The sequence below is a fragment of the Litorisediminivivens sp. KMU-197 genome (assembly GCF_056858395.1).
In genome coordinates, this window is sequence record NZ_JBXEQG010000010.1 from 12222 (window position 1) to 27387 (window position 15166).

At 65.4% G+C, this 15166-nt stretch carries 14 protein-coding genes; 5 read left to right on the forward strand and 9 right to left on the reverse strand.

Features of this window, described 5'->3' with window-relative positions:
- Positions 1-6: 6 nt before the first annotated feature.
- The 5 genes from AC04PT_RS16845 to AC04PT_RS16865 form a co-directional block, all read right to left on the reverse strand.
- Positions 7-1404 carry an aminotransferase gene (locus AC04PT_RS16845; RefSeq protein ID WP_482874897.1) on the reverse strand — a complete coding sequence of 466 codons (1398 nt, stop codon included), beginning with the start codon at positions 1402-1404 and terminating at the stop codon, positions 7-9.
- 26 nt (positions 1405-1430) lie between these two features.
- Positions 1431-2540: an ABC transporter ATP-binding protein gene (locus tag AC04PT_RS16850; protein WP_482874898.1), complete on the reverse strand. Its 1110-nt coding sequence runs from the start codon at positions 2538-2540 to the stop codon at positions 1431-1433.
- 17 nt (positions 2541-2557) lie between these two features.
- Positions 2558-3385 (reverse strand): carbohydrate ABC transporter permease, encoded by an 828-nt coding sequence (locus tag AC04PT_RS16855; RefSeq protein ID WP_482874899.1) that lies wholly within the window; start codon positions 3383-3385, stop codon positions 2558-2560.
- On the reverse strand, positions 3382-4299 hold the full coding sequence (locus AC04PT_RS16860) for a carbohydrate ABC transporter permease (RefSeq protein ID WP_482874900.1): 918 nt from the start codon (positions 4297-4299) through the stop codon (positions 3382-3384). The genes AC04PT_RS16855 and AC04PT_RS16860 overlap by 4 nt, the downstream gene beginning before the upstream one ends.
- Before the next feature lie 79 nt (positions 4300-4378).
- Positions 4379-5716: an ABC transporter substrate-binding protein gene (locus AC04PT_RS16865; protein WP_482874901.1), complete on the reverse strand. Its 1338-nt coding sequence runs from the start codon at positions 5714-5716 to the stop codon at positions 4379-4381.
- A gap of 167 nt (positions 5717-5883) precedes the next feature.
- Between AC04PT_RS16865 and AC04PT_RS16870 the strand changes: the two genes are divergently transcribed.
- Positions 5884-6735, forward strand: coding sequence for an IclR family transcriptional regulator domain-containing protein (locus AC04PT_RS16870; RefSeq protein ID WP_482874902.1), 852 nt, complete (start codon positions 5884-5886; stop codon positions 6733-6735).
- 4 nt (positions 6736-6739) lie between these two features.
- On the opposite strand, the gene AC04PT_RS16875 is transcribed toward AC04PT_RS16870, so the two are convergent.
- The 3 genes from AC04PT_RS16875 to AC04PT_RS16885 are packed head-to-tail and all read right to left on the reverse strand — an operon-like array spanning position 6740 to position 10433.
- Positions 6740-7858: an NAD(P)/FAD-dependent oxidoreductase gene (locus tag AC04PT_RS16875; RefSeq protein ID WP_482874903.1), complete on the reverse strand. Its 1119-nt coding sequence runs from the start codon at positions 7856-7858 to the stop codon at positions 6740-6742.
- Positions 7855-9498: an FAD-dependent oxidoreductase gene (locus tag AC04PT_RS16880; protein WP_482874904.1), complete on the reverse strand. Its 1644-nt coding sequence runs from the start codon at positions 9496-9498 to the stop codon at positions 7855-7857. The genes AC04PT_RS16875 and AC04PT_RS16880 overlap by 4 nt, the downstream gene beginning before the upstream one ends.
- Positions 9495-10433, reverse strand: a complete 939-nt coding sequence (locus AC04PT_RS16885) for a 3-hydroxyacyl-CoA dehydrogenase NAD-binding domain-containing protein (protein WP_482874905.1) — start codon at positions 10431-10433, stop codon at positions 9495-9497. Before AC04PT_RS16885 ends, AC04PT_RS16880 begins: the two co-directional genes overlap by 4 nt.
- Positions 10434-10517: 84 nt before the next feature.
- On the opposite strand from AC04PT_RS16885, the gene AC04PT_RS16890 reads away from it, so the two are divergent.
- Complete coding sequence (locus AC04PT_RS16890; RefSeq protein ID WP_482874906.1) at positions 10518-11279, forward strand: SDR family NAD(P)-dependent oxidoreductase; 762 nt, start codon at positions 10518-10520, stop codon at positions 11277-11279.
- 38 nt (positions 11280-11317) lie between these two features.
- Here AC04PT_RS16890 and AC04PT_RS16895 read toward each other — a convergent pair whose 3' ends face one another.
- Positions 11318-12004 (reverse strand): glutathione S-transferase family protein, encoded by a 687-nt coding sequence (locus AC04PT_RS16895; protein ID WP_482874907.1) that lies wholly within the window; start codon positions 12002-12004, stop codon positions 11318-11320.
- 336 nt (positions 12005-12340) lie between these two features.
- Here AC04PT_RS16895 and AC04PT_RS16900 point away from each other — a divergent pair, with 336 nt between their 5' ends.
- From AC04PT_RS16900 to AC04PT_RS16910, 3 genes are read left to right on the forward strand one after another with little or no spacing between them, the layout of a single operon-like run.
- The gene (locus AC04PT_RS16900) at positions 12341-12847 is read left to right on the forward strand and encodes a TRAP transporter small permease (RefSeq protein WP_482874908.1); all 507 of its coding nucleotides are present in this window, start codon (positions 12341-12343) and stop codon (positions 12845-12847) included.
- 1 nt (position 12848) lies between these two features.
- Positions 12849-14120 (forward strand): TRAP transporter large permease, encoded by a 1272-nt coding sequence (locus AC04PT_RS16905; RefSeq protein WP_482874909.1) that lies wholly within the window; start codon positions 12849-12851, stop codon positions 14118-14120.
- Between the two features lie 24 nt (positions 14121-14144).
- The gene (locus AC04PT_RS16910; protein ID WP_482874910.1) at positions 14145-15134 is read left to right on the forward strand and encodes a TRAP transporter substrate-binding protein; all 990 of its coding nucleotides are present in this window, start codon (positions 14145-14147) and stop codon (positions 15132-15134) included.
- Positions 15135-15166 lie beyond the last annotated feature (32 nt).

Consider the following 15166-nt stretch of genomic DNA (forward strand, 5'->3'; position numbering starts at 1 on the left):
CGTCAATTACAGGGGCGCGAGCGCGTCTTCGGTGCGCAGCGCGTCGCAGACCGTCCCGGCGGCCTTGCGGACGGTCGAGACGGCGATGTCGATCTCTTCCGGGGTGACGGTGAAGGGCGGCGAGAAGCTGACCGCGTCGCCGTTGGGCAACGCGCGCGAAATGACGCCGTCCTGAAGTGCGGCGCGGATGATGCGAGGTCCGACCTGAAGCGCCGGGTCGAACCTTTGCCAGCCCTCGCGCGAGGGGCGGGCAAATTCGACGGCTGCCATCAGGCCCCTGCCGCGCACCTCGGCCACGATCGGCAGATCGTCGAAGGCCTTGGCCAGCGCGGCGTTGAGGTATTCGCCCATGCGGCCCGCGCGCTCGACCAGGTTCTCCTCTTCCACGATGTCGAGGTTGGCAAGCGCGGCGGCGGCCGTCACCGGGTGCGCGGTGTAGGTATAGCCGTGGCCGAATGCGCCGTACTTGGCCGCGCCTTCACCCGACACCACGTTCCAGACCTTTTCACCGACAAGAACACCCGACAGCGGCGCATAGCCCGAGGTGATGCCTTTGGCGACCGACATCAGGTCGGGCTGCATCGCCACGCTCTCCGCCCCGAACCATGTGCCCAGACGGCCAAAGCCCGAGATCACCTCGTCGGCGATCAGTAGAACATCATGGCGATCGAGCACCGCGCGGATGGCGGGGAAGTAGCCATCGGGCGGCACGATCACGCCGCCCGCGCCCATCACCGGCTCGGCGATGAAGGCGCCGACGGTCTCGGGGCCCTCGGCGAGGATCAGGTCCTCAAGCTCCTGCGCCATGCGGGCCGAAAAGGCGGCGTCGTCCTCGTCCGCCGTGCGGGTCCAGATATTGTGCGGCGCCGAGACGTGGCGGATCATCGGCAGAGGCAGATCGAACCCGGCGTGCAGGCCGGGCAGGCCGGTCAGACCGCCGGTCATCACCGTGACACCGTGATAGCCGCGGTCGCGCGCGATGATCTTCTTCTTGTCGGGCAGCCCGCGGGCGTTGTTGTAGAACCAGACCAACTTGGCCTGGGTGTCGTTGGCATCAGAGCCGGAGGCGCCGAAGAAGACCTTGGAAAAGCCTTGCGGAGCCTTCCCGATCACCCGTGCGGCAAGCACTGCCGCGGGCTCGGTCGCCATCGAGCTGAAGCCGTGGAAATAGGACAACTGTCGCGCCTGATCGGCCAGCGCATCGGCGATACGTTCGCGGCCATACCCCACGTTGACGCACCACAGCCCGGCCATGGCGTCGAGATAGCGCTTGCCGCTGTCGTCGGTGATCCAGCAGCCGTCAGCGCTTTGCGCCATCATCTGCGCGCCGCTCTGTTCGTGGGTCTGCGCCATGCTGAAGGGGTGAAAGACATAGCGCCTGTCCAGATCGCGGGGATCGCTCATGCCCGGCCTCCTTTCTGTTTTCGCTTTCATTTGGACCGCAGCGGGATCACCGAGGCGGGAGGTTCATCGAGATTGAGCCGCGCGCCGTTCTCGCTGGCCTCGAAAAGATGGATCGCGGCAGGATCAAAGCTCAGCGCGACCGGCTGCCCGACGTCGAGCCGCCGGGCGGCATCGACCCGCGCGGCGATGCGGCTGTGATCTGGCAGTTCCAGCGTCACGATGGTCTCGTGGCCGGTGTTCTCGGCCAGCCGCACGGTGGCGGGCAGGCCTTCGCCACTGCCGATGGTGACGGCCTCCGGGCGCACGCCCAGCACGGCGGGGCCATTGTCCAAGGCAGCGGAAAAGCTCGCGCGGTCGATCGGTATCCGGTGCCCGGCGATCAGGAAATCTTGCCCGTCCACCGTGCCGTCGATCTGGTTCATCGGTGGGGTGCCGATAAAGCCCGCGACAAAGCGGTTGGCGGGACGGTTGTAGATCGCGTCGGGCGTGTCAAACTGCTGGACGAGGCCGCCATGCATCACCGCGATGCGGCTGGCCATGGTCATGGCTTCCAGCTGGTCGTGGGTGACATAGACCATCGTCTTGCCCAGCCGGCGGTGCAGTTCGATCAGCTCGGCGCGCATGTAGCTGCGCAGCTTGGCATCAAGGTTCGACAGCGGCTCGTCCAGCAGGAAGACCCGCGGCTCGCGTACCAGCGCGCGGCCCAGCGCAACGCGCTGCTGCTGGCCGCCGGAAAGCTGTTTCGGCTTGCGGTCGAGCAGAGCCTCGAGTTGCAGAAGTTCGGCGGCCTTCTGCACCGCATCGGCGCGGGCCTTGCCCTTGATGCCGCGTTTCTTCAGCGGATAGCCGATGTTCTCGCCCACCGTCATGTGCGGATAGAGCGCGTAGGACTGGAACACCATGGCGATGTCGCGCTTGCCCGGCGCAAGATCGTTGACCACCCGGTCGCCGATCATGATCTCGCCGCTAGTCGGAAAATCCAGACCCGCCAACATCCTCAGCGTGGTGGACTTGCCGCAGCCCGAGGGCCCCAGCAGGGCGACGAATTCGCCGTCGCGGATATCGAGGTCCAGCTGTTCCAGCGCGACATAAGTGCCGAAGCGTTTGTGGACATTGCGGAAGGTTACATTGGCCAAAGGTTGGCTCCTTTTCGTCAGCCCTTGACGCCGCCGGCACCGAAGCCGCTGGTCAGGTAACTTTGCAGGAAGGCGAACACGACGATGAGCGGCAGGCTCATCATTACCGAGGCCGCCATGAGCAGGGACCATTCGATGTTGAACGCCGAGATGAGCATGGACATCACGCCGGTGGTCAGCGGGGCCACAGCCTCGGAATTCACCAGCACCAGCGCGTAGAGGTATTCGTTCCACGACAGGATGAAGGTGAACAGCGCGGTCGAGATGATGCCCGGCAGAAGCTGGGGCAAGATCACGTCGCGGAACGCGCCCAGCCGAGTGGCGCCGTCGACCAGCGCGGCATTTTCCAGATCCTCGGGGATGCCCTCCATGAAGCTGCGCAGCAGCCACAGCGCATAGGGCAGCGCAAAGGTGGTATGCGCAAGGATCAGCGAAAACAGCGTGTTCGACAACCCCAGCGACACCATCATCAGATAGAGCGGGATGATCAGCACCACCGAAGGCAAGAGGTAGGTGAAGAGCACCAGCATCGCCAGCGTTTCACGCCCACGGTACTTGAACCGCACCAGGCTATAGGCGCCCAGCGTGCCCAGCACCACGACGAACAGCGTCGTCGTTGTCGCCAGCACCACCGAATTGCGGAAATAGCGCAGAAAGGGCGTTTCGGTCAGCAGCCGCCAGTAGTGTTCAAACGTGACGTTTTCGGGGATCCATGTGGGCGGGATGCGGAACAGTTCGGTCTGCGGCTTGACCGAGGTGACGATCATCCAGACCAGCGGAAAGGCGATCAGCAGCACCAGCGACCAGGTGATGAGGTTCAGAAGGATGGGGCGCATCAGCTTCATGCCTGTTTCTCCCGGGTCTGGCGGATGTAGAGCACCATGAAGACCAGCATCACCAGCATCATGCCGACGGAATAGGCCGCGGCCTGGCCCATCCGGTTCAGCCCGAAGGCCTCTTGGTAGACCAGCAGAGACAGGGTCTGGGTCGAGGTCACCGGCCCGCCGCCAGTGAGCAGAAAGATCAGGTCGAATTCCTTGAAGTCCCAGATGGCGCGCAGAAGGATGATGACGGTCAGCACCGAGCGCAGCTGGGGCAGGGTGACGTCGAAGAAGCGGGCCACCGGGCCGGCGCCGTCGATGCGGGCGGCCTCATAGAGGTTTTCCGGAATGGTTTGCAGACGCGCCAACACGGCGATCACCACGAAGGGGAAGTATTTCCACGCGCCAACAAGGATAACCCCAATCATCGCATTGGGCATCGAGCCCAGCCAGTCGAGCGGCATGTCAATGATGCCAAGCTGCATCAGCCCGTGATTCAGCGCGCCGTAGAGATCGTTGAACAGCCATTTCCAAACCAGGACCGCCACGACGGTGGACAGGAAATAGGGAAACAACACCAGGCTGCGCGCCAGCGACCGGAACCAGATGTTCTGGTGCAGGAGCAGCGCCAGTCCGACGCCCGCCACGATCTGCAAGGTCAGCGTGCCGACCGTCCAGATCAGGGTGACGCCGAGCGAGTTCCAGAACGCCTTGCCGGTCAGAAGCTCGATGTAATTTCCGGCGCCGACGAAATCACCTTGCAGCGTGGGGGTGTAGATCGAAAAAACCGACAGATAGATCGCCGCCAGCAGCGGATAGACGATCACCAGACTGAACACGAGGATCGTCGGCGCGATCAGCAGCACGCCGAGACGCGCGTAGGCGCGTTCCAGCGGCGAGGCCGTGTTGCGGGGCATGTTGGTGGTGAGTGCGGTCATGGAAGGTCCTGCAACGAAGGGTCGCCCGGCGGCATACTGGAGACAGCCGCCGGGCGGAGGTATGGCGAGGCCGGGGAGGTCAGCCCGCCATGATGTCCTCGATGCGCTTGGCGGTCTCGCCCAGCACCGCATCGACGTTTTCGTCATTCAGCACGACACGTTGCACCATCTCGGCGATGACGCCCGAATTGACGATCTCGCCGGCCTTGACGTTGGGCTTGTGCGCCGTGCTTTCCCACCCGAGGTTGAAGCCGTTGGCCGCGGCGGCGGACATCTTTTCGACCTCTGCGGTGTATTTGTCGATGATGTCATTGTTCTGGTAGGCCGGGTCCTCGGCAATGGTGTGCAGCACCGGCAGAACGTGGCCCGGCGCGGCGTGCAGTTGCTGGATGTAGCCTTCGGGATCGTAGAGAAAGGCCGCGAACTGCTTGGTCGCCTCCATGTTGCTGGCCGCCTTGGGGATGAACACCGACGGGAAGTCGTTGAACGTCCAGGGTTCGATGTCGGCCGATTTCGTCGGATAGAGATCGCAGGTCACGTGATCGGCGATCGCCGGGTTCTGGTTGTTGACGTTGATCAGCACGCGCCCGGTATAGATGCCGGTGGCGCAGGCGCCCGAGACGAAGGCCGTCAGGCTGTCGCCCCAGCTATAGTTGGTGGCGCCCGGCGGGCAGAATTCGCGCATCGCCTTGTAGAATTCCAGCGCGTCGCGCGTCTCCTGGCTGTCGATGGCGACCTCCAGATCGGGCGAGAACACCATGCCGCCGGCCTGGTGAATGACGCCGATGAAGATCAGCGAGGTCATCGAATTGCGGCCGTAGGGCAGGGGCGCGCCATAGATGCCGCCGCCCTGCATTTTCTGCACAGCGGACAGAAGTTCGTCCCACGTGCGCGGGTTCTTGTCGATGCCGGCCTTCTCCATCAGGTCCTTGCGCAGCCAGATCACGTTGGCGGCCGAGTTGCCGATGCCGGTGCCGGCATACTGGCCTTTGTCGATCTCGTAGATCCGGTTGGCGCCGTCATAGAACTTTTCCGGCCCGATCATCTCGATCACGTCGTTGAACGGCTCGAGCAGCCCGTTGCTCCAATAGTTCGACACGGCGAAGCTGGGCAGGTGGGTGACGATGTTGGGCACGTCGCCGCTGGCGAAAGCAGCCGCCAGTTGCGGCGCATAGCCTTCGTCAGAGGTCTTTTCGAAGACCACCTTCACATTCTGATGCAGGGCTTCGAAGTTAGCGATCTGGGTCTTGTAGGCTGCAAGCTGCTCGGGCGAGGACTGCGGTGACCACCAGCGCAGGGTGATCTGCTCTTGCGCCATCATGCGGCGCGGCATGAGGGCCGCAGCGCCCGCCGCGGCCATCCCGGTCAGAACTGAGCGACGCGGCAGGCCCGCGTTCATCCATTTTTTGGTGGTCATGTGACACTCCCTGTTGGCAATGTTCGCATATCGAACATATGTTCGTATTATTGACGTGCTAAATTTGGAATCGCAAGCGTTTTTTGGATGCCTCCAGTGTTTAAGATGGCTTCCGCTTGCAGATTTGCGATGATAGTTCGGATCGCGCACACCAGAAGGGAAGTCAGATGGCGAAACCTGTGAAGACCAAACCCGTTCAGGCCACCAGCGACACGCGCCTCGGCACGGTCGCCCCCGATGCGGGCGACGAGCAGGACAAGCTGTCGAGCCGGGATTTCGTCAGTTCGCTGTCGCGCGGGCTGGAAATTCTGTCGAGCTTCAGCCGGACCTCGCGAAAGATGACCCTGTCGGAGGTCGCCGCCGAAACCAACATGAGCCGCGCCACCGCGCGCCGGTTCCTGCTGACACTGGTCAAAGAAGGCTATGTCGTGACCGACGGCAAGCTGTTCGACCTGACCCCCAAGGTGCTCGACCTCGGCTTTTCGGTGCTCTCGAAAATCGGCATCTGGGATCGCGCCCGCCCGTTTATGGAGCGGTTGTCCGAACAGACCGGCGAAAGCTGCACCGCCGCAATTCTCGATGGACTGGAAGTGGTCTATGTCGCGGGCGTGCAGGCACATAACATCATCAGCGTCGGCATCACCGTCGGATCGCGGCAATCGGCCTTCTACACGGCCAACGGACGCGTGCTGCTGGCCTCGCAGCCGGAAGAGAACTGGGATGGCATCATCGCCAATGCCCGGCTGGTGCCGCGCACGCAGCGCAGCGTGACCAACAAGGCCGAGCTGCGCGGTATTCTCGAAGAAGTCCGCGATCAGGGCTGGGCGCTGGTCGATCAGGAGCTGGAAGAGGGGCTGCTGTCGATCGCGATCCCGCTCAAGTTCCGCTCGGGCGTGCTGGCGGGGTCGATCAACATCGCGGTCCCCTCGATCAGGGCGACGCGAGAGACGATGATCGGGACCTACCTGCCGAAGTTGCAGGAGACCGCCGAAGATATCCAGATGTCACTGGCGCATTAGGCGCTCAGTCCCGCCAGCGAGAAGGGCTGTAGGGCGCGGGGTCGATGGGCGGTTCCGTTCCAATGGACAGCGCGGCGGCCGTGCGGCCCACCACCGGCCCCAGCGTATAGCCCGCGTCGCCCGGCAGGGCGAGGAAGACACGGCTCCCGTCACGCAGAGGCCCGATGGTGGCCTTGCCGTCCACCGGCGTGTTGTAGCCCGCCCAGGTTCGAAGCACCCGCAGCCCGCCGATCCCCGGCGCGATCCTTGCAGCAAGCGCGACGTTGCCCAAGAGGCTGCTGCGGCGGTTTCCCGGCGCGCGGACCTCGTCCTGCGCCAGTTCCGCGTCCCAGCCGCCGCCGATCACCACCTGACCAGAGCGGAACTGCTTCAGCGTGATCGGCCGTTCTGCATGCTGGACGAGGTGTTGGATCTGGTATGCGCCGGGCTCGGTGATGTTCATGTGCAGCGGCTCCGGCGGGGTCCTCAGCGTCAGCCCCAGCGGCGCGGCCAGTGCCTCGGCGCCCCAGGCAGCGGCGATCAGCACGGCGTCGGCCTTGTATTCGGCTTGGCCGTGGGCCGTCGGGCGCGAACCGTCCTCGATCCGGCAGATGCGGTCATGCAGGGTCTGCACACCCAGCCGGTCCAGTTCCGCCCGCATCTTGCGGTTGGCCACCAGAGGGTTCAGCTTGCCCTCATCGCGGCAAAGCTCGGCGCCCGTGATCTTCGGCGAGAGCCAAGGCGCGATGGTTTGAAGGTCGTCACGGGTGAGGATCTCCACCTCGAGCCCCTTGCGCGCCTCGCGCTCGGCCTTCTGGTGCAGGAAGTCCACCTGCGCGTCGGTCTCCGCCAGCATCAATCCGCCCTCCCGGGTCAGCTCGACACCGCCGAGGCGGGCGTCCAGCGTCTCCCACTCCGAGACCGCCGAGAGGTAGAGCGGCAGTGAGCTTTCGAGGTTCTGTGCGAGATGCGGGTTCAGGCGCAGGAAGCGGCTCTGCATCTGGACGTGCAGGCTGCCGGCATTGGCGTGCGAGCCGGCGTTGCGCGCGGCATCGACGATGGTCACGCGGGCACCGGCCTCGGCGGCGGTAAGGGCGGCGACCTGCCCGGTGATGCCGCCGCCGATGACAAGCAGGTCGGTCATTCGCCCTCGTCCAGCAGCGCTTCGGCGGCGGTGATGGCGGCAATGTCGACCGGCTTGATCGGCACTCGGGGGGCGAAGTAGGACAGATCCTCCAACGGACGGCCCTGTCGGCGCGCCATGATCCCGGCGACGGCGGGCGCACAGTAGCGGCCCTGGCAACGCCCCATGCCGATCCGCGTGGCACGTTTCAGAGCACCGATATCGGTCGGATCGTCGGCCAGCGCGGCGTCGAGCGCGGCCTTCGTGACTTCCTCGCAACGGCAGATATGCGTTTCGGGCGCGGCGCTTTCAGGCAGCGGCAGGTCGGCGGCGTAGACTCGCCACAGCGCCTGTTGAAAGGCGCGGTGCCGACCGAGTTCGGCGTGATCCTCTGGCCGGTGCACTGCGCCTGTGGCGGCGCGGCCCGCTATGCGGCCCTCGGTGACGGCCGCGGGCGCGCCACCCAGCCCGCAGCAATCGCCGATGGCATAAACGCTGGGCACGGAGGTCTCGCAGGTCTCGGACCTCGTGACGCGCAGGTGATCGAACTGCGCATCATAGGTCATCTCGGTGCCCAGCAGGCGCAGGATCTCGTTCTGTGGCTGGAAGCCGTAGTTCAGGCAGACGGCGTCAGCGTTAATGGTCCGGTGCTTGGTGCCGGTGGTGTAAGTCACCTCGAGCCCCGCGTCGGTCTGGCGGATCGCCGTGGGCAGGGTTTCGTGAGAGGTGCGGACGCCATGCCTGCGCAGCTCTGCCAGCATGGCGATCCCCTTGCGTGCGAGCGCGCCATCACGCCGAAGCATGTCGAGCGCGGGCAGGGGGCGCATCCAGGGGGCGGGCGCGGCCTCACCCAGCATGACGACCTCGGCACCGCCCTCGGCCAGTTCCAGCGCCACCTGCGCTACCAGCGGGCCGTTGCCGAACAGCGCCAAGCGCTTGCCGGGCAGCGTGCGATAGCTGCGCCACAGGGTCTGTGCCGCACCCACGGTCATCACGCCGGGCAGGGTCCAGCCGGGGATCATCGCAGGGCGTTCATAAGCGCCGGTGGCGATGATCAACGTGCCGGGCGCAATGGCATAGACGGCGTCGGGGGCGGTCGCCATGATCTCGGGGCCATCGAAGGCACCCCAGACCTCGGTCTGGCTCAGGATCGTGACGCCGGCGTCCCTTGCGGCCTGCACCAGCGCCCGACCGTCGGCCTGTTGCGTGTCCAGCGGGTCGGCGCCGGGATCGGCGGACTGCTTGTAGAATTGGCCGCCCGGCACCTTGCGTTCGTCCAGCAGCACCACCTCGGCGCCGCTGTCGCGCGCGGCAATGGCGGCAGAAAGCCCGCCGGCGCCGCCGCCGATGACCAGCACTGAGGGGGTCAACCGCCGTGCCGCCAGATCGCGCGGCGTGGGCGGTATGAGCGGCGGGCGCGCCGCCTGCGTCGCAACCTCGGCGCCGTCACGCACCGGGGTCATGCAGGCGCGTTGGTTCGGGCGGCCGTCGACCGTGACGAGGCAGTCCTGACAGACCCCCATGCCGCAGAAGATGCCGCGTCGCGCGCCAGTGTCGGTTTCGCGAAAGGCGCGGTGTCCGGCGGCGGTCAAGGCGGCGGCGATGGACGAGGTGTCGGGACAGGTGATCTCCTGCCCGTCGAAGGTGAAGCGAAGGGTCATGCGCCGCCACCCTTGAGGATTTTGCGGCGCGCGTCCAGCAACCGTGCCAGCGCCGCTTCGCGCCAGGCGCGCCGGGCGGGCAGGTCGGTCTCGGGCAGCACGGCGCGGCGCTCGGCCTCGACCTTGTCCACCAATGCCGGGGGCCAGTCGGGCGCATGTTCTCCCCGGTCGCGGCCAATGGCGGCATAGGCCGGGCCAAGCCGCTCGGCATGGCCGCGGACGCCGCCGGCGGTGTTGAGATCTGCGGTCTCAAACGGGCCGGAGAGCGCCCAACGCGGGCCCAGCCCGTCGCGCACCAGCCGGTCCAGCGCGTCGACCCCGATAACGCCTTCGTCCACCAGCCGGTAGGCTTCGCGCAGCAGCGCGCTTTGCAACCGGTTGAAGACAAAGGCGGGCACCTCGTGGCCGAGCCGCGCGGGATCGAAACCGGCCTGCCTGAACAACGCCTCGGCGCGGTCAAGTGTCTGCGGCGTGGTGCCGGGGGCGGGCACGATCTCCAACACCCGCAACAGGCTCGGCGGGTTGGCGGGATGCGCGACGAGGCAGCGGGCCTGATCCTGCGCATCGGGCAGGATCTGCGAGACCGGAATGGCGGAGGACGCGGTGGCAATCACCGTGTCGTTGCCGCTTCGCGCCAGAAGCGCGCGAAAGAGCCCCTGTTTCGGCTCAAGCCGTTCCGGCCCCGCCTCGATCACCAGTGGCTGCGCAATGTGTGCCGGCAGCTCCGCGACGACTTCCGCCTCGGTTTGCGGCACCGGCAGGCCGGCCAGCTTCATCGCGGCGGCCTGGCGGGTGATCGCACCGGGGGCATTGGCGCGGGCCGCCTCCGCCGGGTCGCAAAGCGTCACCGTGAAACCCGCGGCGAGACAGGCGGCGGCAAAGCCGCAGCCGATCGGGCCAGCGCCGAGGATCAACACCGATTGCGCCTCATTCATGTTGCCCGACTCCCTCTTGTTCGTTATGTGAACATTTGTGCGAATTATGCCAAGGCGTCAAGTACGCGGTGAAGGAGAAGGTGAATGTTGCAGGGCAAGACAGTGCTGGTAACCGGAGCGTCGAAGGGGATCGGGCAGGAGATCGCCCGCGAGGCGGCGGTGCAGGGCGCGCGCGTGGTGGCGCATTACGGCAGCGACCGGGTCGGCGCCGAGGCGGCGCTGGACGGCGTGCCGGGCGCGCGCGCGATCCTGCTGCAAGGCGACCTTTCGGCCAAGGGCGGGGCCGAGGCGATGTTCGCCGAGGCCGTGGAACTGACCGGCGGACTGGACGGCGTCGTGAACAACGCGGCGGTGATGCGCTTTGCCGGCGGCATCGACGATCCGGAAGAGGACTGGGATCGGGTCTGGGAAGAAACCTTTCAGGTCAACGTCTTCTCGGCCTCGATCCTGCTGCGTTCGGCCGTGCGTCATTTCCGCGAACGCGGCGGCGGCGAAATCGTGGGGATTTCCAGCTGGGCGGCGCAGAAGGGCGTGACCAACCCGCAAACCATCGGTTACGCGGCCTCCAAGGCGGCGTTCAAGGCGGCGCTGCAAACCGTGGCAACGGGCTATGCGCGCGACGGCATCCACACCTACATCATCGCGCCGGGTGTCGTGGACACCAAGATGAGCCGCGATTTCGCCGAGAGCCAGGGCGGGCGACACGTGGTCGAGGATCGGTTGGCGATGGGGGAATTCGTGCCGCCGTCGGATATCGCGGCGCTGGCAGCCTTCTGCCTGTCGGGGCGGTGCCGGCATCTGTCGGGCGCGACGCTGGACGTCAACGGCGCGAGCTACATCCGCTGACGGCGGGGGCGCCTCCGGGGGACGGAGGCGCCGCTTGGTCACACCGGATCGGGCGCGAAGATCTGCGGATAGAGCGAGCGCATGGCGATCTCGTCGAACTCGGGCTTGAAGGTATGGCGCTCTTCCAGCGCATGGGCCCGCTCCGCGGCCGGCCGTGCCTCAATGGCCTTCATCATCCGGTCGAGGTTGGGGTATTTCCGCATGATGTCATCGTCGCCCAGCATGTAGGTCAGCCGCGAGCCCCAGCCCCAGACCGCCATGTCGACGATGGTATAGTCGCCGCCCATCATCCATTCGCCCTGCGCCAGCCTGTCGTCGACGATCTGCCAGTGGCGCCGCGCCTCGTAGTCGTAGCGCTTGACGGCATAAGGCGGCTTCTCGGGCGCGAAGTTGCGAAAGTGGACTGCCTGCCCGGAGAACGGGCCAAGGCCGGACGCCACGAACATCATCCACGACAGCAACTGGCCGCGCTGATCGGCCGACGGCAGGAACTGGCCGGTCTTGTCCGCCAGGTAGAGCAGGATGGCATTGCTGTCGAACACGACGGTTTCGCCATCGGTCAGAACGGGCAACTTCGAGTTCGGATTGAGCGCGCGGAAGGTCTCGCTGTGCTGCTCTCCCATGCGGGTCTCGATCGGCACCGGCTCGTATTCAAGCCCCGCCTCTTCGAGGAAAAGCGCCACCTTCATCGGGTTTGGCGCCATGTTGTAGAAGAACCGGATCATCGTCTGCCTCCTGTTTGCGCGCTTGATTTTGCAAGCACGCACCTGTGCGAAATGTGAACTCTTGTGCGCAAAGTGCTTGGGATACCTCGCGATGTCAATTGCCATGGGGGCGGCTGATCCCCACGCGCATGCCAAGCCAGCGCGCTTACAGTCGTGCGATTACAGCATATCTCGCCAAGAGACCCCTGAATTACCCCAGCCCAAACAGCCAATTGCCATTTGTTCACTAAGCGAACAAAAATTTGCCTTGCGAACATCTGAAAAATACAACAGCATTGCCCGAAGACCGCTGAAAGCGACCGGGGAGACGGACGATTGCGACAATTCCTGCACCTCATGGACTGGGTGAACCGGGCGGTGACCGCCCTCGTCGCCCTGCTTCTGGCGGTTGTGGCAGTGGCGGTGATGGCGCAGGTGACGGTGCGTTTCGTGCTGACCGCGCTCGATATCAACATCTCGGCGCCCTGGACCGAGGAACTGGCCCGGTATGTCCTGATCTGGATGGTGTTCCTCGGCGCTGCGGTCGGCGTCCGCCACGCCCGCATGATCGCACTGGAATTCGGGGTCCGGTCGCTGCCGGCGCAGCTTGGCGTGCCGCTGCGCTATGCGGTGATGGTGCTGAGCGTGGCCTTCTTCGCCCTGCTGTTCTGGGTCGGGCTGCAATTCATCGATCTGGGCCGCACCGAAACCAGCCCGGTGCTCGGCATCACCAAGGACCGGGTCTATTGGGCAATGCCGGTGGGCATGGTGTTGATGATCCTCAACTCGATCGCGCTGATCGTCGAGACGCGCCTCGAGGGGCGGGACATCCGTTTCGCCTCGGACACCGCGCCGGAGCTTTGACATGATCCTGCTCGTTCTCGTCCTTCTCGGCCTGTTCGCGGCCAGCGTGCCGATCGCCATGGCGCTCGGGATCGCGTCGATCTCCACCCTCGTGGATCGCAACATTCCCTTCATCGCCATCCCGCAGGTGGTCTTCGAATCGCTCGACAGCTTCGCGCTGATGGCGCTGCCGCTCTACGTGCTGGCCGGTCGGCTGATGCAGAACGGCGGCATTGCCAGACGTTTGATCGACCTGGCCAAGGCGCTGGTCAGCTGGATCCGCGGCGGGCTGGCGGCGGCCGTCGTCATGACCTCGATGCTCTTTGCCACGATTTCCGGGTCCTCGGCAGCGACGGTTGCGGCCATCGGATCGATGCTGATCCCGGAGATGGAAAAGCAGAAGTATCCGCGTCCGTTCAGCGCCGCCACCACGGCGGCCTCGGGTGAACTGGGCGTGATCATCCCGCCCTCGGTGGCGATGGTGATCTATGGCGTGATCACAGGCGTGTCGATCACCGACCTGTTTATCGCGGGCTTCCTGCCCGGCCTGATGGTCGGCGGCTCGCTGATGGCGGCGGCGATCCTGATCGCCTGGCTGCGCGGCTACGGCGAGGTGGAGCCCTTCCGCCCCGGACCCTGGGCGGCAGAGGTTGGCGCGGCGCTGTGGCGCGCATCCCTGTCGCTGCTGATGCCTGTGATCATCCTCGGAGGCATTTTCGGCGGCATCTTCACCGCAACCGAGGCGGCGGCCGTGGCGGTGGCCTATGCGCTCTTCCTCGGCGTCGTCGTCTATCGCGAGATCGGGTTGCGCGACCTGCCGCGGATTTTCGCGGCAGCGGCGATCACCTCGTCGGTGGTGATGATCATCGTGGCCTTCGCCGCCATGTTCGCCTTTGCGCTGCACCTCCTGCGCGCGCCGCAACAGATCGGCCTGTTGCTCACCACGGTGACCGACAACCCGGTCTACTTCCTGATCCTCGTCAACCTGTTCCTGCTGGTCGTCGGCATGTTCATGGAGACCTTCGCCGCCATCGTCATCCTCGGCCCGATCCTCGCCCCGATCGCGGTGGGCTACGGCGTCGACCCGGTGCATTTCGGGCTGATCATGATCGTCAATCTCGCCGTCGGCATGGTGACCCCCCCGGTCGGCGTCAACCTATTCATCGCCTGCGGCATTGCCCGCATCAGCATGGAGCAGCTGATGCGGCCGCTGGCGGTGTTCCTCGGGGTGCTGATCGTCAACCTTCTGATCATCACCTACGTCCCGGGCATATCGCTTGCCTTGCTCCGATAACCAGACAACAGGGAAATCCGAAAGATGATCAAGCAAACCTTCATGGCCGCGGCAACCGTGGCACTGTTCGGGGCAGGCGCAGCCAGCGCCCAGACCTACGAAATGACGCTGGCCCACGTGCTGAGCGACAAGAGCCCGTACCAAGTGACGCTCGAAGAGTTCAAATCGCTGATCGAGGAACGCTCGGGCGGTGACATCGCGGTCGAAATCCAGTGTTGCGGTCAGGCCGGCAACGAAGGCCGGGCGATCCAGTCGATGCGCACCGGCATCCTGACCGGCGGCTTTGTCGGCGGCTCGACGCTGGAAACCGTGGTGCCGGCCTACCGGGCGCTGTCGCTGCCCTACCTGTTCGAGGACAAGGCACAGGCCTACGGTGTGCTGCAATCCGAAATGGGCCGCGAAATGCTCGACCTGCTGGACGATTACGGCATGCACGGGCTTGGCTTCGGGTCGATCTACGAACGCTCGGTCGCGGCCAAGGCACCGGCTGGCGTAAAGACCATCGACGACATGCAGGGCCTGAAGATCCGCGTGCTGCCGACCCCCGGCTTCGTCGAGGCTTACAAGGCGATGGGCACGCAGCCGACGCCGATGAGCTATGGCGAGCTGTTCATGGCGATCCAGAACAACGTGGTCGACGCGCTGGAAATCTCGCCCGATGCCATCGTGGCGGACGGCTTCTACGAGGCGGTCGACAGCTACACCATGACCAAGGCGCACCAGTCGACCACGGTCTTCGTGCTGTCGAAACCCTTCTGGGACGGGCTGCCCGGCGATGTGCAGGAAATGATCCAGGCCGCCGCCAACGATGCCATCGCGGTCGGGATCGAAGCGCATGACAAGCTGGCCGACGAAGGGCTGGAGACCGCCGCCGCCGCCGGCGTCGAGATCATCGAGCCGGACCTCGCGCCGTTCATGGAAGAAGCCCGCAAAAGCTGGGACGTAATCCTGACCGACCAGCCCGAAGCGACCGATTTCAAGAACCGCTTCGAAAAGCACATGTCGTCGAACTGAGCACGTCGCGGTGCGCCGCCCCGCGCGGCGCG